Below are 24,850 nucleotides of genomic sequence, written 5' to 3' on the forward strand. Positions count from 1 at the left end.
ACGGCCCGTGAGGGTGCTGTTCCGCGCCGACGCCGGAGCCTCCATCGGGGCCGGGCACGTCATGCGCTGCCTCGCCGTGGCGGAGGCCGTGCAGGAACTGGGCGGCGATGCGCTGTTCGCCGCGGCGAGCCTGCCATCGGCCTTGGAAGAGCGTCTGCGCGCCGCCGGCATCGCCGTTCACCGGATCGACGCGGCCCCCGGCAGTGCCGCCGATCTCGCCGCGACGCGCGCCATTGCGGTGGAAGCCGACGCCGCGGCCATCGTGCTGGACGGTTATGGATTCTCCGAAGACTGGCGGGCCGGGCTGGCCGAGACGGGGCTGCCCATCCTGGCCTTCGACGACGCCGGGACGGGGGAGCCGATCCACGCCGGGCTGATCGTCAACGCCGCGCCGGACGCCGCGTCGCTGCCCTACCGCAAGGGCAACCCGGACGCCCGGCTGTTGCTCGGCCCGGCCTATGCGCCGCTGCGGCGGGAGGTGCGGGAGGCCGCGGCGGCGGCCAAGCCGCCGTTGGAGGAACGCCGCGGCCTGCTGGTGACCTTCGGCGGCTCCGACCCGCTGGGGCTGACGGCTCCGGTGATCGAACGCCTTGCTCCCCGCCTGCCGACCGGCGTCTGGCTGGATGTTGCGGTCGGCGGTGCGGTGCGCGACGTGGCCGCGGTGGAGGCCGCGGCAGGGCGTCTCAAAGACAGCGTGCGGCTGCACCGCGACACGCCGCGCATGGGTCACCTGATGGCCCAGGCCGGGCTGGCCGTCTCGGCGGCGGGCACCACGACGGGGGAACTGGCGGCCATCGGCACGCCCACCGTCCTCGTCACCATCGCCGACAACCAGTTGGAGGCCGCCCGCCAGTCGGAGGCTCTGGGCTGGTGCGCCCTGGTGGCCGGACAGACCGAAGGTGCTCCGGAGCGGATCGTGGACGTGGCGCTGGAGCTGTGGGCCGATCCGGCGCGGCGGCGGACCATGGCGGGAAAGCTGGCGGGGATTGTCGATGGCCAGGGTGCCTTGCGCATCGCGCGTGCGCTGGCGGAGGCGATCACCCCGCGGTGAAGCCGCCGTCCACGGGCAGCACCGTCCCCGTCACCCAGCGTCCGCTGTCGGCCAGCAGATAGGCCACGGCGTCGGCCACATCCTGCGGTGCGCCGTAGCCCAGCGGGTGGGCAGCGGCGAGCGCGGCGTTCTGCTCCGCCGGCAGCATGGCGAACTGCTTCTCCGCCTTGGCGCCCAGCACCACCGCTGGGGCCACCACATTGACGCGGATGCGCTTGTCGGCCAGTTCCAGCGCCAGCGACTGCGCCACCGAGACCAGCGCCGCCTTGCTCGCGGCGTAGAGCGAGCGGCCCTTCTGGCCCTTCAGCCCGGCGACCGACCCGACATAGACGATCGACCCGCCGCCCGGCGAGACGACGCCCTTCTGGTGGAAGCCGCGCGCCAGCATCAGCGACGCCCCGACGTTCAGCGTGAAATAGCTGTCGAACTGCGCCCGGTTGATCTGCCGCAGCACGGAGTAACCTTGCTTCGACGCGGAATGAACCAGACCGACGAAGGGACCGCCCGCCTCCGCCAGCCCCTTCATCCAGCCGGGAATGGCGTCGAGGTCGGTCAGGTCGAAGGGGGCGACGCTGTGCCGCTCCGGCCCGTCCAGCAGGACGCGGGTGGCCTCCAGCGCGTCGGCGCGTCGGCCGACCAGCGTCAGCGCGGCGCCCAGCCCGGCCAGCGTCCGGCAAATCTCCCGCCCGATGTCGCTGTCCGCGGAGGCTCCGGTCACCAGCAGGCGCCGTCCCGTGAGGTCGAGCGGGTTGCGCATGGTCCGGCGGCTCAGGGGGTCAGCAGGGGGAAGTCGTCGGGGATTTCCTGCACCGCCGGGGCGGGGATCGGCCCGACGTCGGCCACTATGGCGCCCCAGGACCAGCCGACGCCGAAGCCGGCCAGCAGCATCTTGCGCGTGCCGGTGGACAGCGCCTCGCCCAGCCGGTGGCTGACCGCCAGCGGGATGGAGGCGGAGCTGGTGTTGCCGAAGTCGTGCATGTCCACGAGGAATTTTTCCGGCGGGAACTTGGTCTTCTTGCGCAGATGCTCCAGCATGAAGGCGTTGGCCTGATGCATCACGCAGAGGTCGATGTCCTCCACCCCCACGCCGGCGAACTCCAGCGTCTCGCGGATCAGCGGCGGCACGGCGCGCAGCGTGAAGGCGAAGACCTCCGCTCCGTTCAGCGACAGGCGCGAGTCGGTGAACATCCGCTCCTGCTTTTCCACCGGCCAGGGCTCGCGTCCGGGCACCAGCGAGTTGCGGCGCCCGCCGGCCTTGACCCAAATGTTCTTGGCCCCGCCGCCGTCGGTGCCGACGACGACATGGATCGGCGCGGCCCCCTGGCTGACCTCCAGCGCCACGGCGCCGCCCGCGTCGCCGAACAGCGGCAGGGTGGAGCGGTCGCCCGGCACGAGGTGGCGCGAGCTGGTGTCGCCGCACAGCACGATGGCCCGCCGGCCCGTCGATCCGCCGAGCAGCCGCCCGGCCATCCACAGCCCGTAGACGAAGCCGGAGCAGCCCAGGTTGACGTCGAAGCAGGCCGCCCCCGTCGCCAGCCCCAGCCGCTTCTGCATGACGCAGGAGGTCGCGGGCACGTTGTAGTCGGGGTCCTGCGACACGAAGACCAGCACGTCGACGCTGGCCGGGTCCCAGCCGAGCTGGGCGAGCAGCCCTTCCGCCGCCGCGACGCACATGTCCGACGCGCAGATGTGCGGCGGGGCGATGCGCCGCTCGTAGACACCGGTGGTGGCGAACAGCTTCTCCGCCTCCTCCGCCGTGAAGAGGGAGTGGTCCTCCAGAAAGGAATGGCGGTGCGGCGGCACGGCGGCCCGGAATCCCGCGATGCGCACGCCCTCGATGATGGCCTTCACCGGATGCTCCCTCCCTCCGCCGCCCTTCCGTCCGTCCTGGACTTGGGCGAATTCGGAGACTATTAACCGAAAGAACGCTAGGGTCGAATGATTAACGAACCGATAAATGGAATCAGCCATGGATGACCGGGTTCAGCAAAGCCAGCTTTCGTTCCCGCCCGACATGGTGATTCCGCCCCAGCGTTACTCCGGCGAGGCCAATCACGCCGAAGAGGCGGCGCGAGTCTTCCGCCGTTGCTGGATGTTCGTTGGATTTACGGACGACCTGCGCAACGACAACGACTTCATCACCGCGGACATTGCCGGCATCTCGGTTCTGGTCCAGAATTTCGACGGTGACTTGCGGGCCTATCACAATGTCTGCACGCACCGCTATTCGCTGATCCACCTGCGGCCCTGCGGCAACGGCAAACCGGTCTGCCCCTATCACGGCTGGGTCTTCAACCGCGACGGCGTTCCGGTCGGCATTCCCGGCAACCGCGAGCATTTCGGGCTGGACGACGCCGCGAAGAAACGCCTCGCCCTGCGGCGCTTCGAGGTGGCGGTGCGGGGCCGCTTCGTCTTCGTCCGGCTGGAGCCGGCCGGGCCCGGATTGGACGAGCAATTGGGCGCCTATGGCGCCGTCCTCGACCATCTGTCGGACCTGTTCACCGACCGCATCGACGAAGGCGTGCTGCCCTGGAACGCCAACTGGAAGGCGGCGCTGGAAAGCGCCCTGGAGGTCTACCACGTCGACGCCACCCACCCGGAGACCTTCAAGGGCTACGTGAAGAAGGTGTGGATCTGCTCCTACGAGGGCGAGCATTCGCGGGGCGTCAGCCAGCTGTCCGACGGCTCGGCGCGCTGGTGGGACGGGGTGAGCCAGAAGATGGGGCTGCCGCGCAGCGACCGGCTGGAAAGCTACGACCACTATCTGATCTTCCCCAACCTCGCCATCGGCGTTTCCCACGGAGCGCTGATGAGCGTCCAGACCTACGACCCGGTCGGACCGGACCGCTGCGAGCTGCATTACCGCCTTTTCCTGGGTGAGACCTCCAAGCCGCAGACCAAGGGCGGGGCCGCGCGCAAGGCGGTGGAGACCAACGTCGCCGGCTTCAACCGCACCATCCTGGGTGAGGACCAGCGCGTGGCCGAAGCCACCCACAAGGGGCTGAAGCAGGTCCAGGCCCCGGCCGTCCTCGGCTCCTGCGAGGAGCGCATCGCCGCCTTCCACCGGGCGTGGCTCGCCCGCATGGCCGCCGAATGAGCCGGGACATGAGCCCGCTCGTCGATCTCACCGGACGGCATGTCCTGGTCACCGGCGCGTCGGCCGGCATCGGGCGGGCGACCGCTCTGCTGGCCGCGAGGCTCGGCGCACGGGTCACGCTCAACGGGCGCGACGCCGGGCGGTTGGCCGAGACGCTGGCGCTTCTGCCGGGGGAGGGGCACCGGACGGCGGCCTTCGATCTGTCGGACAGCGACGCCGTTCCCGGCTGGGTCAAGGCGCAGGCGGACGCCGGCGGTCCCATCGCCGGTCTGGCCCATTGCGCTGGCGTGCAGGTCGGCAAGCCGGTGCGCGGCGTCGACCGCGCCTTCTTCGACGGCATCCTGCACGCCAACCTGTTGAGCGCTCTGGCGCTGGCCCGCGGCCTGCGGCAGAAGGGCTGCCACGCCGAAACGGCGGCGCTGGTGCTGGTGTCGTCCGTCGCCGCGGAGATCGGGCAGCCGGGCAACGTGGTCTATTCGGCGGCCAAGGGCGGGCTGGTCTCGGCCACCCGTGGGCTTGCCATGGAGTTCCTGCGCGACGGCATCCGCGTCAACTGCGTCGCCCCGGCGATGGTCGAGACGGAGATGATGGAGCGCTTCCGCCGCACCACCACGGCTGAGCAGTTCGAGGCGATCCGCGCCGCCCATCCCATGGGCTTCGGCAAGCCGGAGGACGTGGCCTCGGCCATCGCCTTCCTGCTGTCGCCGGCCAGCGGCTGGATCAACGGGGTGATGCTGCCGGTGGATGGCGGCTATCTGGCGACCTGACGCCGCACGTGTTCGAAGGGTAAGGGTCCATGTTCCGCTTCCGCCGACCGACGACCGACGATGCCGCGATGCTGCTGCGCTGGCGAACCGAGCCGTCGATCACCCGCTTCATGTTCACCGATCTGGAGGACCCGGACGTCGAGCGGCAGCGCGCGTGGCTGGCCGCGATGGACGCCCGCGCGGACTTCCGCCATTTCATCATCGAGCATGAGGGCCGCCCGGTCGGCTATCTTTCCTACTATGACATCGACCGGGTGCATCTGCGCTGCTCCTCCGGCTCGTATATCGTGGATGAGAGGGACCGGCGGAAGCTCGCCGGCTTCCTGCACTGCTTCATCATGGATTATTGCTTCTACGGTTTGGGGATGAACAAGCTCTTCAATTATTTCATGGAGGGCAACGACACGGTCATCCGCATCCAGAGGGTTGTGAAAGCGCGCGAGGTCGGAGTGCTGCGTCAACATGTTCAGAAATACGGCCGTTTCCACGACGTCCATGTGTTCGAGACGCTGCGCAGCGATTGGGAGGGGCACCCCCATATCTTCGCGCGCGAAACCACGCTGGCCACCTTCGCGGAATAGGCCAAGCGGCTGGGGGCTTACGTTGGGCGGTCGGCCGGGAAAGTTCGCCGTCACCCCCACCGAATGTTTGACCAATCCACCGCCGACGCGGTATGCGGCGGGGGTGGGGGCGGCGCCGCGGCGCCGGGAGCATGAGGGGAAGCACGGTGCGGCCTGAGGAAGCCTTGACGGACATCGACGTCACGCTGCTTGCCGGTGGTCTCGGCTCGCGCATGCGGGGCGTCTCGGGCGACACGCCCAAGGTGCTGGCTCCCATCGCGGGCCGCGCCTTTCTCGGACATCTGCTGGACCATCTGGCCGCCTACGGCGCGCGCCGGGTGGTGCTGTGCCTGGGCCATCTGGCCGACCGGGTGACGGCGTGGCTGGCCCAGGGCGACACCAACCGGTCGTTGGACGTCGTCTGCCAGATCGAGCCGAGCCAGATGGGCTCCGCCGCGGCGCTCGCCTACATCCGCAAGGACCTCAAGGCCGGCACCGTCCTGGTGATGAGCGGCGATACCTTTCTGGACGCCGACCTGCGCGCCTTCGTCGCCTCGCACCGCCTGTCGGGGGCCGAGGCGTCGGTTCTGTGCGTGGAGGTCGAGGACGCCGCCCGCTTCGGCCGGGTGGAGGTCGGGCCAGACAGCCGGGTCCGCCAATTCCTCGACAAGGCGCCGGGGCGCGGCGTCATCAACGCCGGGGTCTACCTCTTCTCCGCGGCCTTCCTCGACCGCCTCGCCGCCTCCGGGGCCAGCTCGCTGACGCGCGACGTGCTGCACAAGATGCCGCCGGGCACGCTGCACGGCCACATCGCCAAGGCCCGCTTCATCGATATGGGCACGCCGGAGAGTCTGGCGGTCGCCGCCAGCGTGATCGGCGGCCGCGAGACCTGAGCGGAGCGGGCGCCGTGGCGACGCTGGACGAGGCGCTGGCCATCGCGCTCGACCTCCACACCGCCGGGCGGACGGAGGAGGCGGAAACCCTCTACGGGCGAATCCTCGACGCCGTTCCGGACGAGCCGAACGCTCTTCACCTCTACGGTCTCCTCTGCGCCCAGAGTGGGCGGCTGGAGCAGGCGGCCGACCTGCTGGGCCAAGCGGTGGTGCTGCGCCCCGGCCAGCCCGAATACCGCGCCAACCTCGCGACCCTGCATCAAGCCCGCGGCAACCTCGCCGCGGCGGCCGCGGAATACCGGGCCGCCCTGCGGCTTTGCCCCGATTCGGCGGCGCTCGCCTTCCCGCTGGCGGGGGCGGCGCGGCAGGCGGGGGACAGCGGGCTCGCCCTGGCGGCCTATCGCCGCACCACCCTCATCCAGCCCGACCTTGCCGAGCCGATGGCCCAGGCCGGCATCCTGCTGCGCTACGCGGGGCGGACCGGTGAGGCGGTGTCGACCCTGCGCCGTGCCGTCCGGCTGCGTCCCGGCCATGGCGAGGCGTGGCACCATCTTGGCGTGGCGCTCCAGCGGACCAGGGAGCCGGACGCGGTGACGGCGCTGGCGCAGGCCGTGGCTCTGCTGCCGGAGGACGCGACGCCCCGGCTCAATCTTGGCCGCGCCCATTACGACGCGGGGCGGTGGGGCGCCGCCGTTGCGGCCCTGCGCGGCGCGTTGGCGCTCGACCCGGCGAACGACGGCGCGCTGGAGCTTCTCGCCGCCGCCCGGCACAAGGCGGGCTGGGAGCGGGAGGCCGCGAGGGCTTTGCGCCGTCTGCTGCGGCTGCGTCCGGACGCGGCGAACGGCTGGTACGCGCTGTCGCTTGCCGAACCCGGCGCCCTGGGGTCGCTCCGCCGCGCGCTTGCCCTTCAACCGGATCACCGCAACGCTTTGAGCGGTCTGGCGAACCGGTTGCGCGACCAGAGGGAGATCGCCGCCTCGCTGCGCCTGCACGATCGCGCCATCCGCCTTGAGCCGGCCAGCGCCGAGGCGCGCTGGAACCGCTCCCTGGCCCGGCTGCTCGCCGGCGACCTGACCGGCGGTTGGGAGGACTACGAGGCGCGCTGGGGCGTCGCCGATTTCCCGACCCGGCCGCGCGGCCTGCCGCAGCCGCTGTGGAGCGGCGAGGGCATCGCCGGGCAAACCATCCTGCTGCACGAGGAGCAGGGCCGCGGCGACGCCATCCAGTTCGTCCGTTACGCCCCCCTGGTGGCCGCCCGCGGCGCCCGCGTGCTGCTGGAGGTCGGGGCCGATCTGGTTCCCCTGTTCCACGGCCTGCCGGGGGTGGAGCGGGTCTTCGCGCGCGGCGAGGCTTTACCCGCCTTCGACTGGCAGTGCCCGCTGCTCAGCCTGCCGCGGGCCTTCGCCACCCGGCTGGAGACCATTCCCGCCGCCGTCCCCTACCTGAGCGCCGATCCGGCGCGCATTGGGGCGTGGCGGGGACGGCTGGCCGGCGACAGTCTCACGGTCGGGCTGGTCTGGGCCGGCAACCCGCAGTTCGCCGGGGACCGCGAGCGGTCGCCGGGCTTGGCGGCGCTGGCCCCGCTGCTGGCGGTGCCGGGCTGCCGCTTCTTCGGCCTGCAACTCGGCCCCGGACACGACGAGCTGGCGCGGCGGGCGATGCCGCCCTCCTTTACCGATCTGGCGCCGCAGATCCGCGACTTCGCCGACACCGCGGCGATCATGGCGTCGCTGGATCTGGTGGTGTCCTCCTGCACCGCGCCCGCCCATCTGGCCGGAGCGCTGGGCGTTCCGCTGTGGGTGCTGCTGTCCCACGCGCCGGACTGGCGCTGGCTGCTCGACCGCGCCGACAGCCCCTGGTACCCGACCGCCCGCCTGTTCCGCCAGCCCTGCCCCGGCGATTGGGCCACGGCGGTGGGCGAGGTCGCGGCGGCTCTGGCCGAGCGCGCGGCGCATTCTTGAAACCTTAACCACGCCGGGGCTATCAGGAGGCGGGGCGCACCACAGGCGCCGGTTGGGGGATCCGCATGTCCGACATCGCCGGGGAACAGGCCGCCACGTTGAAGGCGCTGCTGGCCGAGCGCCAGTTCAACGCCGACCGCCTCAACGCCCTGACGGCCCATTGCGAGCGCATGCGCCGCGAACTGGATTTGGACGCCCGCCTGTCCATCGCCGAGGACTTGCGCCGCGACCCGCCGACCACGGAGACGGTGCTGCTCCACTCCGTGCTGTTCCAGCTGTCCGGCGACCTCTACCACTACGAGCGGATTCTCCATTACCTGCTGCTGGGCGGGGAGCGGGTCGGGCCGCAATTGATGCACTACACCTACTGGTGCATGGCGCGGCAGCTGTTCCTGGCGGCCTCGGCGCCGGAGAAGCTGGCCGCCTTCGGACCCTGCGACCTGTTCCGCTTCTATGAGGAGCTGGTGCTGGCGGTGGCGCGGCGCTGGGGCATCGTTCCGCCGCGCCATACGCCGCGCGACGGGCCGATCCGCCGGGTGGCCGTGCTGACCAACCAGTTCACCAACGACCAGCACCAGCCCTCGCGCGACTGCTTCGACTACGCCAGCCGGCTCCAGGACGACTTCGGGCTCGATGTCGCCATCATCAACTGCAACACCATGCCGTTGCGGGCCGAGAGCCTGTTCGTGCCGCCGATGGTCGCGGAACTGGTCGCCGATTACGAGGGCGTCTTCGCCCTGACGATGTTCGGGCGGCAGGTGAAGACGGCCTCCTTCACCGACCGCGCCTTCTCCAAGGACAAGCTGTCCACCATCGTCGGGGCCATCGACGGCTACGACCCCGATCTGCTGGTGACCTTCGGCGGGGCCAACGTGGTGGGTGACCTGTTCGCGGCGACCGGCGCGCGGCCGGTGGTCTGCCTGCCCACCACCTCGGGCATGACCATCTCGCTGGCCCATCTGGTGCTGGGGTATGAGGAGGGGAATCACACGGCCGCCATGCCGGCGCTCTACCGTGGTCCCTTCGCGCGGCGCTTCCGGCCCTTCACGCTGGGCTTCTCCCCGCCCCCCACGACGGGGGCCGGAGGCACTCTCGATCTCGGCGATGCGGCCTTCGTCTTCGCGGTGGTCGGCACCCGTCTGGACCTCGAGGTATCCGCGGAGTTCCTTGCGCTCGCCAACTCGATCCTCGACCGCTGCCCCGGCGCGGTGGTCGTCTTCGCAGGGGAGGTTGAGCAACTGCCGGCCCGGCTGAAGGCGGCGCGCAACGGCGCGCGGATGCGCAGCCTGGGCCATCTCAAGGACATCCGCGCCTTCTACCGGCGCTGCCACGCCTACCTCAACCCGTCGCGCCAGGGCGGCGGCGGCAGCGCCGCCTACGCCATTGCGGAAGGGCTTCCGGTGGTCACGCTGGCCTGGGGCGACGTGGCGAGCGTGGCCGGAGCGGGCATCCCCGTGCCGGACGCCGCCGCCTATGTGGAGCGTGCCGCCGCCCTGTTCGCCGACCCCGTGCTGCGGGAACGGCAGGCGGAGCTGTCGCGCGTCCGCTTCCGGACCGTCGGCGACCGCCACCGCTGCACAGAACGGCTGCTCGCCTACGGCGAGGAGGCGCGGGACCTTCTGCGGGCTGCGGCCAAGGCGGGCGCACAAAGGGAAGACCCGCCGTCCGCTTCCGTGGCAGAGTGACACCCGACCATCACAGCGAGACCGCCCTCCGTGCCGCGCGACGTCATCATCAACGGCCGTCCCATCGGCCCCGGCCACCCGCCGTATCTGATCGCCGAGATGTCGGGCAACCACCAGGGCGACCTGAACCGGGCGCTCGCCCTGGTCGATGCCGCCAAGGAGGCCGGCGCCGACGCGGTGAAGCTGCAGACCTACACCGCCGACACCTTGACCATCGACCATGACGGGCCGGGCTTCCTGCTGGAGGGCGGGTTGTGGAAGGGCCGCACCCTGCACGACCTCTACCGCGAGGCCCACACCCCCTGGGAGTGGCACGGCCCGCTGTTCGAGCGCGCGCGCGCCATCGGCCTGACCATCTTCAGTTCCCCCTTCGACGACACGGCGGTGGATCTGCTGGAGCGGCTGGACGCCCCGGCCTTCAAGATCGCCTCCTTCGAGGTGAACGACCTGCCGCTGATCCGCCGGGCCGCCCGCTCGGGCAAGCCGCTGATCCTGTCCACCGGCCTCGCCACGCTGGGCGAGATCGGCGAGGCGGTGGAGGCCGTGGGCGACGCGCCGCTCGTCCTGCTCCATTGCGTCAGCGGCTACCCGACGCCGCCGGAGGACTGCAACCTGCGCACCATCCCGCATCTGGCGCAGGCCTTCGGCGTCGCTGTCGGCCTGTCCGACCACACCCACGGTGTGGCGGTGCCGGTCGCCGCGTCGGCGCTGGGGGCGGTGGTGATCGAGAAGCACTTCACCCTGTCCCGCGCCGACGGCGGGGTGGACAGCGCCTTTTCCCTGGAGCCGGCGGAGTTCAAGGCGATGGCCAATTCCGTGCGCACCGCCTGGGCGGCTCTGGGCCGCGTCCATTACGGTGTGAAGCCGAGCGAGGCGGGCGGGCGCGACTATCGTCGCTCCCTCTACGTCACCGCCGACGTGGCGGCGGGCGAGGCGCTGAGCGCCGCCAGTCTCCGCTCCATCCGCCCCGGCTTCGGAATGGAGCCGAAACATCTTCCCGCCGTGCTCGGCCGCCGCGCCGCCCGCGCGCTGAAGCGCGGCGAGCCGCTGCGCTGGGACATGCTGGCCCCGGAGGACGAATGAGCGCCGCCACGGCCAAGCCGCGCGTGGTCTGCATCTCGCAGGCCCGCATGACCTCGACCCGATTGCCCGGCAAGGTGCTGATGGAAGCGGCGGGGCGGCCGCTGCTGGCGCATCATCTGGAGCGTTTGGCGCGTTGCCGGACGCTCGACGCGCTGGTGCTGGCGACCACGGTGAACGGCACCGACGACCCTGTGGCGGAGCTGGCGGGATCGCTCGGTGTGCCGGTGTTCCGCGGTGACGAGCAGGACGTGCTCGGGCGCTTCGCCGGGGCCGCCGCCATGGCCGGGGCGGACGTGGTGGTGCGGGTCACCGCCGACTGTCCGCTGATCGACCCGGCGCTGGTGAACCGCTTGGTGACTGCCTTTCTGGAGACGGTGCCGCCGCTCGACTATCTCAGCCTGGACGTCACCCGTTTCCCGCGCGGGCTGGATGCGGAGGTCTTCCCCCGCGCCGCTCTGGTGGAGGCCGCCGCCACCGCCGCCGATCCGGCGGAGCGCGAACACGTCACCGCCTATATCTACCGCCGTCCGGAGCGTTTCCGCATCGGCATCCCCCTGGCGCCGGAGGATGGCTCTGTCCTCGACCAGCGCTGGTGTGTGGACGAGCCGGCCGACCTGGAACTGGTGCGCAGCCTGCTGGGCGCCTTGCTCCCCGAAAATCCCGGCTTCGGCTGGCAGGATTGTTGCAATCTGCTGCGCCAGAACCCTGAATGGGCCGACCTGAACGGCAGCGTGCGTCAGAACACGCTCCACTGAAACGGAGACACCACCATGGACCGCAAGGAATTCCTGCTCGCGCTCGACGAAATGCTGGAGCTGGAGGACGGCACCCTGACGGGCGCGGAAGACCTCGAATCGATCGACAGCTGGGACTCGCTGGCCGTCATCAGCTTCATCGCCCTGGTCGACGAGAAGCTCGGCCATGTCGTGGAGGGCGAGAAGCTCGTCAAGGCGAAGACGGTGGACGACCTGCTCGGTCTGGCCGGCATCGCCGTGGCCGCCTGACTCTCAGGTGTCCGAACGGATTGAGCGCACTCCGCGGCGCGGGCGGGCCGACATCGACGGTGATCCCGCCGCCTATCTGTCGATGGGGCGGGGTGGCGTTCCGGCGCTGCTCCTGCACGGCTTCGCTGGGGATTCGCTGACTTGGCAGTTCAACGCCGCGGCGCTGGCCGCCGACCGCCGGGTTCTGGCGGTCGATCTGCCGGGGCACGGCGCCTCGACCCTGGAGGTCGGTGACGGGCGGGTCGGCGCCTTCGCGCCGTGGCTGCTGCGCCTGCTGGACGCGCTGGAGATTCCGCGGGTCCACGCGGTCGGCCATTCGATGGGCGGTTGCGTCGCGCTGGAGCTGGCGCGGCTGGCCCCGGATCGGGTGGCGAGCCTGTCGCTGGTCGCCAGCGCCGGCCTCGGCCCCGATTTCGATCTGGAGTTCCTGCGGCGGGTCGCCGCGCTGGAGACGGTGGAGGAGGGGCGGGACTGCGCCGCGCGCCTGTTCGCCCGGCCCTGGCTGCTGGCCGGGCGCGTCGGCGAGGTGATGCACGCCCAAGCCGCCGACCCCCGGCGCCGCGCCGCCCTGGAGCGGATCATCGCCGGCTCCTTCGCGGAGGCGCACCGCTCGACCGGCCCGGTGGATTGGACGGCCTTCCCGATGCCGATCCAGTTGCTGTGGGGACGGGAGGACCGCATCATCCCGGTGCCGGGCGCCGACCGACTGCCCCCCGGCGCGCCGCTTCATCTCTTCGACAAGGCCGGGCACTTGCCGCATAGTGAGGCGGCGACCCCTGTCACGGCCATCCTCCGCGACTTCCTTTCCTCATGCGACCCCCAATGACCGACTCCATGTTCGCGCTGATCGCCGAAGAGCTTGCCCGCATCGCCGCCGACAAGGGGGAAACCCTGCCGGCCCTCGGCCCGGACACGCGTTTCCTCGGCGGGGAATTGCCGATCGACTCCCTCGACCTTGCCACGCTGCTGGTGGTTCTGGAGCAGCGCACCGGCCAGGACCCGTTCCGCGCCGGCTTCGTCCAGTTCAACACGGTCGGGGAGCTTGCGGCCCTTTACCGTCCTGCCCTCTGCCAACCAGGCCTGCCCGCCGGGTTCGCATGAGCCCGCCATCCCCGCCGCCCTGGGTTCATCCCGGCGTTCGCCTGATCGAGGCGGAGCGCAGCGTCGGCTGGGCGGAGATCGCCGTGCAGGCCGACGCCTTCGAAGCGGCGTTCCGGGCCGCGGGGGGAGGGTGGTTCTGCCGCCCGACGGTGTTCCGGCCCTGGTCGCCGCCCTGGTCGCCGCCGAGCGGTCCGGGATGGAACTGCATCTGTCGCGCCGCGCCTCCGCCGAGGCGGCGGCCAAGCCCCACGAGCCGGGCTTCGCGGTGCTGTTGGAGACCTCCGGCACCACCGGCATGCCGAAACTGATCCGGCACGATTTCCGGCGCCTGCGCGGGCGGCTGCGCGGCGCGGCCGATCCGGACGCGCGCTGGCTGTTGGCCTATGAGCCGGCGGCCTTCGCCGGGCTTCAGGTGATCCTGACGGCGCTCGCTGCGGGGGCGACCCTGGTGTCGGCGCCCGGCGTCGGGGCGGTGGACCTGGCGCGCCTCGCCGTGCGGCACGCGGTCACCCACATCAGCGCGACCCCCAGCTTCTGGCGCGCCTTCCTGCTGGCGCTCGACGGCGAGGCGCCGCCGCTGGTCGCCGTCACGCTGGGTGGCGAGGTGGCCGACCAGCCGCTGCTCGACCGGCTGGCCGAGCGGTTCCCGACCGCGAAGCTCCGGCACATCTACGCCTCGACGGAGGCCGGCGCCCTCTTCGCGGTGGGCGACGGCAAGGCCGGCTTCCCCGCCGCTTGGCTGGATGACGGCATCGACGGGGTGGGCCTGCGCCTGAGCGACGGTGTGCTGGAGGTGAACAGCCCCCGCGCGATGCTCGGCCATGACGGTGGCTGGCTGTCCACCGGCGACGTCGTGGATGTGCGCGGCGACCGCGCGCTGTTCGCCGGGCGGCTTGACGGGCGGGTCAATGTCGGCGGGGTGAAGGTCTCCCCGGAGGTGGTGGAGCAGCTGTTGCTGGACGTGCCTGGGGTGCGGGACGCCCTGGTCCAGGCCGCGGCCAACCCGGTGACCGGCCACATCCTGACCGCTCTGGTGGTTCCGGCGCCTGGAACGGAGGAAACCGCGTTGCGCGCCGCGATCCGCACCGCCGTGGCCGATCTGCCGCCGGCCGCGCGCCCCCGTCTGGTGACCATGACCGGGAGCATCGCCCTGGGCGCGGCGGGCAAGAAGACGCGGAAGGGAATGGCATGAGCGGCAAGCGGCACGTCATCGTCACCGGCGGCAGCCGCGGGCTGGGGCTGGGCATCGTCGAGGCGCTGCTGGCCGAGGGCTATCGCGTTTCCACCTGCAGCCGCGCGCCGGGCGAGGCGCTGGAACGGCTGGCCGGTCCCGACCTGTTCTGGCAACCCTGCCGCATCGGCGACGGGGAGGCGGTGCGGGCCTTCATGGACGCCGCCCTCGACTGGGGCGGCGGGTCGCCGCTGTGGGGGCTGGTCAACAACGCCGGCATCGCGCGCGAGGGCGTGCTGGCGACCTTCCCCGAGATCGACGTGGAGGAGGTCATCCAGGTCAACCTGACCGGCGCCATCCAGGTCGCCCGCGCCTTCCTGCGCGCCAAGCTGGTGAAGCGGGGGCCGGGGCGGATCGTCAACATCTCCTCGATCATCGGGCAGCGCGGCTACAATGGGCTGTCCGCCTATTCGGCGTCGAAGGCGGGGCTGGACGGGCTGACCCGCGCCCTGGCGCGCGAGGTCGGCCGGCTCCAGGTCACCGTCAATTCGGTTGCGCCCGGCTATCTCGCCACCGAGATGTCCGGCACGCTGGCCGACGGGCAGCGCGACCAGATCGTGCGGCGCACCCCGCTGGGCCGGCTGGGCGATGTGGCCGACGTGGTTCCGGTGGTGCGTTTCCTGCTGGGCGACGGGGCGGGTTTCGTGACCGGGCAGACCATCGTCGTCGATGGCGGCATCACCGGCTGACGGAAGGAGACGCCCCATGGTGGCCAGTGTGATCGAAGGCGTCGCCCTGAGGGGAATCGTCGCCTGCGTTCCGGAACGGCGCGAAACGGTGGAGGATCTGGCCGCCCGCTTCGGCGAGGACGCCGCCCGCCGGATCGCCAAGGCGACGGGCATCGAAGCCCGCCATCTCGTGCCCCCTCATCAATGCACGTCCGACTTGGGTGAGGCCGCGGCGCGGCGCCTGCTGGACCGGCTGGGCTGGGCGGCGGACAGCATCGACCTGCTGGTCATGGTCACCCAGACCCACGACCACATCCTGCCGGCCTCGGGCTATCGGCTCCACCATCGGCTGGGGCTGGGCAAGGGCGCGGCCGTGCTCGACCTGACGCTCGGCTGCTCGGGCTACGTCCACGGCCTGTGGACCGCGTCGGCGATGCTGAAGGCGGCGGGCGGGCGGCGCGCGCTTCTGATCGCGGGCGACACGACGTCGCGCGTGATCGATCCCGACGACCGGGCCGTGGCGCCTCTGTTCGGCGACGCCGCGACGGCGACGGCGCTGGTGGCGGAGGACGGTGCGGCGCCCATGGTCTTCGCGCTGGGCAGCGACGGCGCCGGCGCCCCCTACCTCGCCGTTCCCGGCGGCGGTCTGCGGCGGCCCGGCGAGCCCGCGCACCTGTTCATGGACGGCACCCAGGTCTTCGCCTTCACCCTGCGCGAGGTGCCGGGCAACATCCGCGCCGTGCTGGAACGCGCCGGCTGGACGATGGGGACGGTGGACCGGCTGGTCCTGCATCAGGCCAACGCCCAGATGATCCGCCATCTCGCGCAGAAGCTTGGGGCCACGCCCGGCCAGACGGTGGTCGGGCTCGCCGGGTTCGGCAACACCAGTTCCGCCTCCATTCCCCTGGCGCTCGCCTCCGAACTGGAGGGGGCGTTGCGCGGCGGGCCGTTGCGTCTCCTTCTCTCGGGCTTCGGTGTCGGCTGGTCGTGGGGGAGTGTTGCGCTGACCGCCGGCCCGCTCGCCGTCTGCGAGGTGATGGTGCTTCCTGCAAACCCGGCAGAATCTGCCGAGCCGGGCGGACAACCGGCAAAGGGTGCCGGGCGGAAGGCAATTTTTGCCGAGTGCCCGGTAAAAATTGCCGATCCCTGATTTGCCCGGAGGCAGGATTTTCCCCGGCCGACCGGCAAATTCGATCTGGCCCATTTATTGCCTAGCGGTAGCCCGAGGGAATTAGTCCCTCTCCGTGCGCGCAACGTCGTGCGGATCGACATCCTCCAAAAGGAGTGACTCCATGGCTACCAGCGACATCTCCCTCTCGTCGTCGATGCGCACGAACCTGCTGCAGCTGCAGGGCGTTCAGGACTCGATCGCGAAGAAGCAGAACATTCTCGCCACCGGCAATAAGATCAACTCGGCGCTCGACGGCCCGACGTCGTTCTTCGCCGCGAAGAACCTGAGCCAGCGCGCCGGCGACCTGACCGCGCTGAAGGACACGATGGGTCAGGCCATCAGCACCATCAAGGCCGCCGACAAGGGCTTGACCTCGATCGACGATATGATCGAGCAGGCGCGCGGCCTGACCACCGCCGCCTATTCCGCGCTCGGCACCGACGCCGGCTCTGTCGCCACCCGCAAGTCGCTGGCCAAGCAGTTCAACGGGCTGAAGGACCAGATCGACAAGCTGGCCGGTGATTCGGCCTACGGTGGCAAGAACCTGCTGGCGGGCAACGGCCTGCGCCTGGACTCCACCAGCGACTCGCGTCGCGCCGTCAACACCATCCAGGGCATCGAGAACGCCAGCGTCACCAACGTGGTGTCGACCGACACCTACACGGTGCGCGTCAAGGGCGACGGCTCCATCGAGGGCGCGGCCGGCGAGATCAACAGCGCCGAAATGGCCCACGGCCTGGTCGGCCTGAAGCTGTCCGGCACGATGACGACGACGGCGGGCAGCTTCTCCGACGTGCAGATCGAGGTCCGCGGCGCGAAGGGCCGCGAGCGGTCCTTCATCGTCACGGACGGCAACGAGTCGCGCACGATCTCCTACTTCGACAACAGCCAGACCATCGCCGCCAACACGACGACGCCGGCCAAGTCGGGCACCGCGCAGCTCACCCAGGTGACGCTGGGCGGCACGATCGAGGCGGGCGACAGCTTCACCATCACCGTCGAAGACCAGACCTTCACCTATACCGCCACCGCCGGTGACGTGGCGACGGGCCAGACCGCCCGCGTCAACATCGCCAAGCAGCTTACGGCGTCGATCAACAACGCGCTGGGCGCCAACGGCCGCCTCAGCGGCAAGGACGTCCAGACCGTCACGGTCAACGGCACAGGCACGATCACCCTGTCGGGCGCGACGACGACCAACGCCGCCCGCGAGATGACCGTCAAGGCCTCCGCCGAGAACGCCCTGACCAAGCGCATCTCCGAGAGCTTCGCGTCGGGCACCGTGGTGTCCTTCACGGTGGACCGCAAGCTGCTGGAACAGGCCGCCAACAACGGCAACGGCATCTCGACCATCGAGAAGAAGGTCGACATCCAGATCCAGGTCAGCAACCTGAGCGGCGCGACGGTGACCCGCGACGGCATGTCCAAGCGCGGCGAGGGCAAGCTGTCGGAAGGCGAGAACGCCTTCGCATTCGACACCGGCACGGTGCGCTTCAACGTCGACCAGAAGAGCATCAAGCAGGCGGCGGCGGCCAACTCAGCGGCCAACCTGGTCTCGGTGCAGGTGACCGACGCCAACACCGCGAACGATCTGACGGTGCAGCTCAACGAGCGCAACACCAACGCGATCACGGTGCAGGCCCAGAACCTGACCACCAGCGGCCAGGGCCTGCGTCTGGACTACGCGCAGAACGACTGGACCGACCGCGCCGACATCGACAAGGCGGTCGCCAGCATCGACTACGCGAAGCAGACCCTGCGGTCGTCTTCGCAGACGCTGTCGACCAACCTGAACGTCATCACGACCCGTGAGAACTTCACCAAGGAGTTCAGCGACGTGCTGACGGAAGGCGCGAGCAAGCTGACGCTGGCCGACCAGAACGAGGAAGGCGCCAACCTGCTGATGCTGCAGACCCGTCAGCAGCTCGGCACCATCGCCCTCTCGCTGGCCAACCAGTCGCAGCAGTCGATCCTGCGTCTGTTCTAAGCCTGAGACTTCGGGTAGGATCACGCCCGGCGGGCGGCGGCGCAAGCCGCCGCCCGTTCCATTTGGTGCGGCGCCATCCGGATGGGGACTTCCGCTTCCGCGCGCTGCCGATACAAGGACCGGGTCCGTTTCATGCCTCTGAAGTTCGTTCTCCGCCCCAATGAAAAGGTCATCATCAACGGCGCGGTCATCGGGGCTGGTGACCGTCCCGGCTCGTTCTTTCTTTACAACACCGCCAACTTCCTTCGCGGGCGTGAGGTGTTGAAGGAAGAGCAGATCGACTGCATCGAGAAGAAGCTCTATTTCGTCATCCAGCTCATCTACATTTTTCCGGAAGACACGGTCCTCAACCTGCAACGCTTCGCCTCGATCCTGGCCGAGACGCGCGATGCCCGTCCGGATTGCAGCGACGACCTCGACGAGATCGAGCGGCTGGTCGAAGCCCGCAATTATTACCGTGCGCTGAAAATCTGCCGGAAGATGTTCAAGGGCGGTTCCGAGGGTCCGTCCGGCACCTCCGATGGGGCGGCGGAAAGCCCGGCGACCGATCCGGCGCCGTGATCGACAGGGTCGTTGAGGGGTGGGACGACCAAGTGGCGGCCGCGCTTTTGAGCGACGCCATCGCCCGGCACCGGGCGGGTGATCTGGATGAGGCGCGGCAACTTTACCGCCGCATCCTCTCCGCCGATCCGGCCCACACCGATGCCCGGCACCTCTTTGGCATCGCGGCCTATCAGGCCGGTCAAGGCGAGCAGGCGGCGGCGTGCTTCCGGATGGTCCTCGCGGCCGACCCTGCCTTCGCCCCTGCCTACAACAGTCTGGGCAATGTTCTCGCCGACCGGAGCGATCCGGAGGGCGCGGCACGCGCCTACCGCCGCGCCATCGCGCTTCAGGACGGCTATGCCGAGGCGCTCGGCAATCTCGGTCTGCTTCTGCAGACGCAAGAGCGGATCGGCGACGCCATCGCGGTTTATGAGGAGGCGCTGCGCGCCGATCCCGGACGCACGGCGACCCGCTTCGATCTGGCGGTTCTGTATCGACGCCATGGCCGTCTCGACGAGGCGGCGATGGCCTTCTACCGGGTCGTCCAGACGCAGCCGGACCATGCGCAGGCGTGGCGCAGCCTGGCGCTCGTGCTGCGCGCCCTGGGCCATGCCGACGCGGAGTTGTGCCTGCGCCGCGCCTTGTCCGATGACCCGACCGACCGCGAGGTGGCGCGCGACCTGGGGGCGCTCCTGAACGAGCGTGGCGCCTTTGCCGAGGCGGCGGCGGTTCTGGCTCCGGCGGTGGATGCCGACACCGAGCGGGACGCGCGGCTGCTCTTTCATTTGGGCAGCGCGCTTCAGGGGGACGGGCGGCTGGCGGAGGCGGTTGCCCGCTATCGCGACGCGCTTCTTCGGGACCCGCTGGTGGCGGGGGCGTGGAACAATCTGGGCGTGGCGTTGCTCGACCTGGGCGACCATGCCGCCGCGGTGAGGGCGCTGCGGCGGTGCATCACGCTACGTCCCGCCGATGCGGTGGCCTTCAACAACCTGGGCACCGGCCTTGACGGCGTGGACCGGCCGGGGGAGGCCGCGCGCGTCTTCCAGCGTGCCCTGACGATCCAGCCGGACTACGGCAAGGCGTTGAACAATCTCGGCAACTCCCATCGGGTCGCCCGCCGGGCCGTGACCGCCGCGGCGCTGTACCGGCGGGCGCTGATCGTCCAGCCGGACTATCCCGACAGCTACACCAACCTCGGCAACGTCCTAAAGGACTGGGACGACTGGCAGGGTGCGCTGCGCCTGCACCGGCACGCGGTGCGTCTGGCGCCGCAGAGCGCCATCGCGCTGACCACCCTCGGCCTTGCCTTGAATGTGCTGGGGCAGAACGCGCAAGCGGAGGCCGCGCACCGGCGCGCCCTGTCCATCGATGCTGGGCATGCGGAGGCCTACGCCAACCTCGGTCTGCTGCAATGGCAATCGGCGGGCGTGGTGGAGGCGGAGCGAACCCTGCGTCGCGCCCTGCGCATCGACCCGGTCCTGGCTGCGGCCCGGCTGAACTTCGCCCTGGTCAGCCTCGCCACAGGCAACCTGCGGGAAGGCTGGGACGCCTATCAAGACCGTTTCAAGGCCAAGGAGTATCGGGAGCGATCCATTGCGGCACCGATCTGGCACGATGACGGAGCGGCCGTTTCACGCCTTCTGGTGTGGCGCGAGCAGGGGGTGGGGGACGAGCTGATGTTCGCATCCTGCTATCCCACTCTGGAGGATCGCGTGACGGCGGGCCGGATCGGTCAGGTCATCCTGGAATGCGACCGTCGGCTGGTCAGCCTGTTCAGCCGCTCCTTTCCCTGGGCGACGGTGCGGGCGGAAACCACCGCCGCCGACGGGACGGAAACGCTGGTCCCGGCGGATTGCGACGCCCAGATCGCCGCGGGCGCCCTCCCGCGCCTTCTGCGTCCGGATTTGGAGAGCTTTCCAGCCCGTCCCTGGCTGGTGCCCGACCCGGCACGCCTCGCGACCTGGCGGGAGCGGCTGGCCGCCCTCGGGCCGGGCCTGAAGATCGGCATCGCCTGGCGCAGCCAGTTGATGACGACCGAACGACGGGCCGCCTACATCACTCTGGACGCCTTCGCGCCGCTGTTCGCCGTCCCCGGGGTGGTTCTCATCAATCTTCAGTATGGCGACTGCGCGGCGGAGATCGACGCGGCGGAAGCGCGGTTCGGCGTGCCCATCCACCGCTGGGCCGACCTGAACCTCAAGGACGATTTCGAAGGCGCGGCCGCCTTGACCGCCTCGCTCGATCTGGTCATCGCACCCGCCGTCTCCACCGGCGAATTGGCCGGGGCCCTGGGCGTGCCGGCTTGGCGCATCGGCGCCCGCGACTGGACCCAACTCGGCACCGAGGTCCGCCCCTGGTATCCGACGATGCGCCTGTTGCAGCCCCGCCCCGGCGAGACGCTGGACGACGTCATGGCGCGCATCGCCCGAACCCTGTGCGATCTGGCGCGGCCGGTCGAGGCCGGGCCGAGCTGTCCACCCGTGGCGCCCGTGGCCTCCGTGGATGTCGCGCCGCAGATCGCCGAGGCCGTCGCGCGCTACCGCGCCGGGGCGCTGAGGGAGGCGGAAGACCTCTGCCGGTCGGCCCTGGACTCCGCGCCGGACCATCCGGTGGCCCTCCACCTGCTGGGAATCCTGCGGCTTCGCCAAGGCGACGCCGGGGAGGCGGCAACGGTTCTGTCCCTCGCCGTGAGGGCCGCCCCCGGCAACGACGCCGTGCACGCCGCCCTTGCCGACGCCTGCCAGGCGATGGGCCGGCGTGATGCGGCTCTGGAGGCGCAACGCAACGCTGTCCTGCTCCGTCCGGACGGGGCGGAGCATTGGCTCAACCGCACCGTTCTCCTGCGGGGACGGGGCGAGGGGGAAGAGGCGGAGGCCTGCGCGCGGCGCGCCCTGCGGGTCCGCTCCTCGCTCGCCCTGGCGCACAGCCATCTGGGCCACCTGCTCGCCGAGCGCGGGGACCGTACGGGGGCGGAACGGAGCCACCGGCGGACGCTTGCCCTGACGCCGTCGGAGGTGGACGCGCTGATCAATCTCGGTGCTTTCCGCCTGAAGGCCGATCAGCCCGGGGAGGCGGAGCGGCTGCTGCGCCGTGCCACCGTGATCGCACCGGCCGCCGCGACCGCCTGGAGCCATCGGGGCAGCGCGCTCGACCGGCTCGGGCGCGTCGAAGAGGCGTTCTCCTGCCACAGCCGGGCCGTCGACCGCGCGCCGGAAATGGCGGAGGTTCAGGCGAATGTCGCCATGCACTGGGCGCGGCGACAGCGCCCGGCCGAAGCCATCGCCGCCTATCGCCAAGCCGTCCGAATCAATCCGGCGCTGGCGACCGCCCACTACAACCTGTCGCTCCTTCTCCTGGAACAGGGCGAGCTTCGCTCCGGGTGGGCGGAGCATGAATGGCGATTCGACACCTCTCAGTTCCGCGACCAGAAGCGGCGCTTCGCCGCGAGACCCTGGCGGGGTGAGCACATCGCCTCCGCCCGCCTGCTGGTCTGGCGGGAGCAGGGTGTGGGCGACGAAATTCTCTTCGCGTCCTGCTATCCCGATCTGCTGCGCCGCGCCGGTCATGTGGTGATCGAGTGCGACCGTCGTCTGGTGTCGCTCTTCGCGCGCTCCCTCCCCGGCGCGACGGTCCGCCCGCCGACCGTGGAGCCGCGCGACGTGGACGTGCAGGTCGCCGCCGCATCCTTGCCGCGGCTGCTGCGGTCCGACTGGAAGCGGTTCCCGGCCCAGCCATGGCTGGTGCCCGAACCCGGACGGCTGGAGCGCTGGCGGGGGCGGCTGGCCGCTCTGGGGCCGGGGCTGCGGGTCGGCATCGCGTGGCGCAGCCAGATCATGGATGGGGAGCGCCGGGCCGCCTACGTCACTCTGGACGCCTTCGCGCCGCTGTTCGCGCTGCCGGGGGTGGTGTTCGTCAATTTGCAATATGGCGACTGCGCGGCGGAGATCGCGGCGGCGGAGGCGCGGTTCGGCGTGACCATCCACCGCTGGAACGACCTGAACCTGAAGGACGATTTCGACGGGGCGGCGGCGCTGACCGCCAATCTGGATCTCGTCGTCACGCCCGCCGTCTCCACCGGGGAACTGGCCGGCGCCCTGGGCGTGCCGGTCTGGCGGCTCGGGCACCGCGACTGGACGCAGCTCGGCACCGATGTCCGCCCCTGGTTCCCGTCGATGCGGCTCTTCCAGCCGCGCTCCGGCGAAGGGCTTTCCGCCGTCGTGGAGCGGATGGCGTCCGCGCTGCGCCAGCTCATGCCCGCCGACGAGGAACCACCGTCCGGCGGACGCCCGCAGGGTGGGGCGGAAGACCCTGACACGCTGCTGGAGACCGCCGCCGCCCATCACCGGGATGGCCGGCTGGCCGAAGCGGCTCCTCTGTACGAGCGCGTGCTCAAGGCGCGGGCGGACCATCCGGTCGCTCTCCACCTGTCGGGATTGCTGGCGCACCAGTCGGGCGACTCCGTCGCGGGGGCGGCGCGCATTCGCCGCGCCCTGGACGTGCTGCCCGCGTACGGTGCCGCCCAATCGAGCCTGGGAAGCGTGCTGCTGGCGCTTGGGAAGGCGCCTGAAGCGGTGCGCCGGTTCCGGCTGGCGCTCGCCCTGCAACCCGCCGCCGCGGCGGCTCTGACCAACCTCGGCAACGCGTTGGAGGCGGCGCACGATCTGCCCGCCGCCGCGCAGGCCCACCGCCGGGCGACCTTGGCCGATCCGGCGCTGGCGGAGGCGCACGACAATTGGGGCGCCGTGCTGACCCGCCTCGGCGCGTTGGAGGCGGCCGAGGGATGCCATCGCCGCGCCCTGCGTCTGGCTCCGGACCGCGAGGGTGGCTGGCTGAATCTGGGGGTGGCGCTGCGCCGGGCGGGACGGCTGGACGAGGCGCGGCGCGCGCTGGTCCGCGCGCTGGCCCTGGCGCCGGCGCAAGGGGATGGGCTGGCCAATCTGGGGCGCCTGCTGCGCGACCGCAGCGAATCCGCGGCGGCGGAGCGCTGGTGCCGCCGGGCCCTGTCGGTGGAACCGGGGCATCCCGCGGCGGCGTTCAATCTCGGTCTTCTGGATTTGGCCCGTGGCCGTTTGGAAGCGGGTTGGCTCGGCTATGACGCCCGCTTCCGCAGCCGTGAGCTGTCCGGTGCCGCCCGTACCGTCCCTGTCCCCGCCTGGGAGGGGGAGGACCCTTCCGGCCTGCGCCTGCTGGTCTGGGCCGAGCAGGGGCTGGGTGACGAGATCCTGTTCGCCGGCTGCCTGGACGAATTGATCGCGCGGGCCGCCGCCGTGGTGGTGGAGTGTGACCGGCGGCTGGTGTCGCTGTTCGCGCGGTCCTTTCCCCGCGCGCAGTGGCGCCCGGCCCCGGCGGACCCGGACGCGCCCTGCGCCGGAATCGACCGCCACGTCGCCATGGGATCGTTGCCGCGCTGGCTGCGGTCCCGCTTCGACCGTTTTCCATCGCGTCCGTCCTTCCTGACCGCCGACCCCGAGCGCGCCGTCCAATGGCGGAAAAGGGTGGACGCGCTCGGTCCCGGCCTGAGGGTGGGAATCGCGTGGCGCAGCGGGCTGATGACGGCGGAGCGTCGCGGGGCCTACGCACCGCTCGACGCGTGGGGGCCGGTCTTCGCGTTGCCGGGGGTCGTCTTCGTCACCCTCCAATATGGGGACTGCATCGCCGAGATCGCCGCGGCGGAGCACCGGTTCGGCGTGACCATCCACCGCTGGGACGATCTGGACCTGAAGAACGATCTGGACGGCGTGGCGGCCCTGATGACGGCGCTCGACGTCGTCATCACCCCGGCGAGTTCGGTGGGGGAGTTGGCGGGGGCGCTGGGCGTGCCGGTGTGGCGGTTCGGGCCGCGGGGGGACTGGACGGCGCTCGGCACCGGGGTGCGGCCCTGGTTTCCGACCATGGCGCTGATTTCCGCGCCACCGGGAGAGCCGGCCTCCGGCGCCTTGCCGGCGATCGCGCGCCGATTGGCTGCGCTTCGCCCCACATCCGGACCGGCGCCTGCACCGTCCACCAAGCCAAGCGGATAAAGAAAGCCGGGAGCGAGCCGTCTGTCGC

The 24,850-nt window shown here is 71.0% G+C and carries 20 protein-coding genes; 18 read left to right on the forward strand and 2 right to left on the reverse strand.

Annotated features, from left to right (window positions below; genetic code table 11):
- Positions 1 to 7 precede the first annotated feature (7 nt).
- A complete protein-coding gene (gene pseG / locus ACWPN7_RS04095; protein ID WP_459196721.1) occupies positions 8 to 1,051 on the forward strand; it encodes a UDP-2,4-diacetamido-2,4,6-trideoxy-beta-L-altropyranose hydrolase in 1,044 nt (347 codons plus the stop codon).
- Here the strand turns inward: pseG and ACWPN7_RS04100 are convergent.
- The gene (locus tag ACWPN7_RS04100) at positions 1,038 to 1,808 is read right to left on the reverse strand and encodes an SDR family NAD(P)-dependent oxidoreductase (RefSeq protein WP_459196722.1); all 771 of its coding nucleotides are present in this window, start codon (positions 1,806 to 1,808) and stop codon (positions 1,038 to 1,040) included. The two genes, pseG and ACWPN7_RS04100, sit on opposite strands and share 14 nt — an antisense overlap.
- Before the next feature lie 11 nt (positions 1,809 to 1,819).
- On the reverse strand, positions 1,820 to 2,902 hold the full coding sequence (locus tag ACWPN7_RS04105) for a 3-oxoacyl-ACP synthase III family protein (protein ID WP_103041520.1): 1,083 nt from the start codon (positions 2,900 to 2,902) through the stop codon (positions 1,820 to 1,822).
- 118 nt (positions 2,903 to 3,020) lie between these two features.
- Here ACWPN7_RS04105 and ACWPN7_RS04110 point away from each other — a divergent pair, with 118 nt between their 5' ends.
- The 17 genes from ACWPN7_RS04110 (at position 3,021) to ACWPN7_RS04190 (ending at position 24,822) form a co-directional block, all read left to right on the forward strand.
- The gene (locus ACWPN7_RS04110) at positions 3,021 to 4,148 is read left to right on the forward strand and encodes an aromatic ring-hydroxylating oxygenase subunit alpha (RefSeq protein WP_459196723.1); all 1,128 of its coding nucleotides are present in this window, start codon (positions 3,021 to 3,023) and stop codon (positions 4,146 to 4,148) included.
- Positions 4,149 to 4,156: 8 nt separating this feature from the next.
- Complete coding sequence (locus tag ACWPN7_RS04115; protein ID WP_247887772.1) at positions 4,157 to 4,915, forward strand: SDR family NAD(P)-dependent oxidoreductase; 759 nt, start codon at positions 4,157 to 4,159, stop codon at positions 4,913 to 4,915.
- Between the two features lie 29 nt (positions 4,916 to 4,944).
- Positions 4,945 to 5,496 carry a GNAT family N-acetyltransferase gene (locus ACWPN7_RS04120; RefSeq protein WP_459196724.1) on the forward strand — a complete coding sequence of 184 codons (552 nt, stop codon included), beginning with the start codon at positions 4,945 to 4,947 and terminating at the stop codon, positions 5,494 to 5,496.
- Positions 5,497 to 5,660: 164 nt separating this feature from the next.
- On the forward strand, positions 5,661 to 6,368 hold the full coding sequence (locus ACWPN7_RS04125) for a sugar phosphate nucleotidyltransferase (protein ID WP_247874697.1): 708 nt from the start codon (positions 5,661 to 5,663) through the stop codon (positions 6,366 to 6,368).
- 14 nt (positions 6,369 to 6,382) lie between these two features.
- Positions 6,383 to 8,329: a tetratricopeptide repeat protein gene (locus ACWPN7_RS04130; RefSeq protein WP_459196725.1), complete on the forward strand. Its 1,947-nt coding sequence runs from the start codon at positions 6,383 to 6,385 to the stop codon at positions 8,327 to 8,329.
- Between the two features lie 65 nt (positions 8,330 to 8,394).
- Positions 8,395 to 10,014 (forward strand): glycosyltransferase, encoded by a 1,620-nt coding sequence (locus tag ACWPN7_RS04135; protein WP_492273121.1) that lies wholly within the window; start codon positions 8,395 to 8,397, stop codon positions 10,012 to 10,014.
- A gap of 30 nt (positions 10,015 to 10,044) precedes the next feature.
- Positions 10,045 to 11,097: a pseudaminic acid synthase gene (pseI, locus tag ACWPN7_RS04140; RefSeq protein ID WP_451993965.1), complete on the forward strand. Its 1,053-nt coding sequence runs from the start codon at positions 10,045 to 10,047 to the stop codon at positions 11,095 to 11,097.
- Positions 11,094 to 11,852, forward strand: a complete 759-nt coding sequence (locus ACWPN7_RS04145) for a cytidylyltransferase domain-containing protein (protein WP_459196727.1) — start codon at positions 11,094 to 11,096, stop codon at positions 11,850 to 11,852. Before pseI ends, ACWPN7_RS04145 begins: the two co-directional genes overlap by 4 nt.
- Positions 11,853 to 11,867: 15 nt before the next feature.
- Positions 11,868 to 12,101: an acyl carrier protein gene (locus ACWPN7_RS04150; protein ID WP_349620223.1), complete on the forward strand. Its 234-nt coding sequence runs from the start codon at positions 11,868 to 11,870 to the stop codon at positions 12,099 to 12,101.
- A gap of 7 nt (positions 12,102 to 12,108) precedes the next feature.
- A complete protein-coding gene (locus ACWPN7_RS04155) occupies positions 12,109 to 12,927 on the forward strand; it encodes an alpha/beta fold hydrolase (RefSeq protein WP_459196728.1) in 819 nt (272 codons plus the stop codon).
- Positions 12,928 to 12,935: 8 nt separating this feature from the next.
- A complete protein-coding gene (locus ACWPN7_RS04160) occupies positions 12,936 to 13,202 on the forward strand; it encodes an acyl carrier protein (RefSeq protein WP_459196729.1) in 267 nt (88 codons plus the stop codon).
- A gap of 130 nt (positions 13,203 to 13,332) precedes the next feature.
- On the forward strand, positions 13,333 to 14,394 hold the full coding sequence (locus ACWPN7_RS04165; RefSeq protein ID WP_492273122.1) for an ANL family adenylate-forming protein: 1,062 nt from the start codon (positions 13,333 to 13,335) through the stop codon (positions 14,392 to 14,394).
- Entirely contained in the window at positions 14,391 to 15,122 is a 732-nt protein-coding gene (locus ACWPN7_RS04170) for an SDR family NAD(P)-dependent oxidoreductase (RefSeq protein WP_014198636.1), read from the forward strand. The genes ACWPN7_RS04165 and ACWPN7_RS04170 overlap by 4 nt, the downstream gene beginning before the upstream one ends.
- Before the next feature lie 16 nt (positions 15,123 to 15,138).
- Positions 15,139 to 16,251 carry a 3-oxoacyl-ACP synthase III family protein gene (locus tag ACWPN7_RS04175; RefSeq protein WP_349620226.1) on the forward strand — a complete coding sequence of 371 codons (1,113 nt, stop codon included), beginning with the start codon at positions 15,139 to 15,141 and terminating at the stop codon, positions 16,249 to 16,251.
- Positions 16,252 to 16,393: 142 nt separating this feature from the next.
- Positions 16,394 to 18,259, forward strand: coding sequence for a flagellin N-terminal helical domain-containing protein (locus tag ACWPN7_RS04180; protein WP_451993957.1), 1,866 nt, complete (start codon positions 16,394 to 16,396; stop codon positions 18,257 to 18,259).
- 132 nt (positions 18,260 to 18,391) lie between these two features.
- Positions 18,392 to 18,820 carry a flagellar biosynthesis repressor FlbT gene (locus ACWPN7_RS04185; protein ID WP_200776535.1) on the forward strand — a complete coding sequence of 143 codons (429 nt, stop codon included), beginning with the start codon at positions 18,392 to 18,394 and terminating at the stop codon, positions 18,818 to 18,820.
- Positions 18,817 to 24,822 carry a tetratricopeptide repeat protein gene (locus ACWPN7_RS04190; RefSeq protein WP_492273123.1) on the forward strand — a complete coding sequence of 2,002 codons (6,006 nt, stop codon included), beginning with the start codon at positions 18,817 to 18,819 and terminating at the stop codon, positions 24,820 to 24,822. The genes ACWPN7_RS04185 and ACWPN7_RS04190 overlap by 4 nt, the downstream gene beginning before the upstream one ends.
- Positions 24,823 to 24,850 lie beyond the last annotated feature (28 nt).

The sequence above is a fragment of the Azospirillum sp. UENF 312511 genome, assembly GCF_058780635.1.

Coding starts and splice junctions, on each gene's coding strand:
- ACWPN7_RS04100 (WP_459196722.1), bottom strand. CDS start 1,808: ATGCGCAACCCGCTCGACCTCACGGGACGGCGCCTGCTGGTGACCGGA.
- ACWPN7_RS04110 (WP_459196723.1), top strand. CDS start 3,021: ATGGATGACCGGGTTCAGCAAAGCCAGCTTTCGTTCCCGCCCGACATG.
- ACWPN7_RS04115 (WP_247887772.1), top strand. CDS start 4,157: ATGAGCCCGCTCGTCGATCTCACCGGACGGCATGTCCTGGTCACCGGC.
- ACWPN7_RS04120 (WP_459196724.1), top strand. CDS start 4,945: ATGTTCCGCTTCCGCCGACCGACGACCGACGATGCCGCGATGCTGCTG.
- ACWPN7_RS04135 (WP_492273121.1), top strand. CDS start 8,395: ATGTCCGACATCGCCGGGGAACAGGCCGCCACGTTGAAGGCGCTGCTG.
- ACWPN7_RS04145 (WP_459196727.1), top strand. CDS start 11,094: ATGAGCGCCGCCACGGCCAAGCCGCGCGTGGTCTGCATCTCGCAGGCC.
- ACWPN7_RS04150 (WP_349620223.1), top strand. CDS start 11,868: ATGGACCGCAAGGAATTCCTGCTCGCGCTCGACGAAATGCTGGAGCTG.
- ACWPN7_RS04160 (WP_459196729.1), top strand. CDS start 12,936: ATGTTCGCGCTGATCGCCGAAGAGCTTGCCCGCATCGCCGCCGACAAG.
- ACWPN7_RS04170 (WP_014198636.1), top strand. CDS start 14,391: ATGAGCGGCAAGCGGCACGTCATCGTCACCGGCGGCAGCCGCGGGCTG.
- ACWPN7_RS04175 (WP_349620226.1), top strand. CDS start 15,139: ATGGTGGCCAGTGTGATCGAAGGCGTCGCCCTGAGGGGAATCGTCGCC.
- ACWPN7_RS04180 (WP_451993957.1), top strand. CDS start 16,394: ATGGCTACCAGCGACATCTCCCTCTCGTCGTCGATGCGCACGAACCTG.
- ACWPN7_RS04185 (WP_200776535.1), top strand. CDS start 18,392: ATGCCTCTGAAGTTCGTTCTCCGCCCCAATGAAAAGGTCATCATCAAC.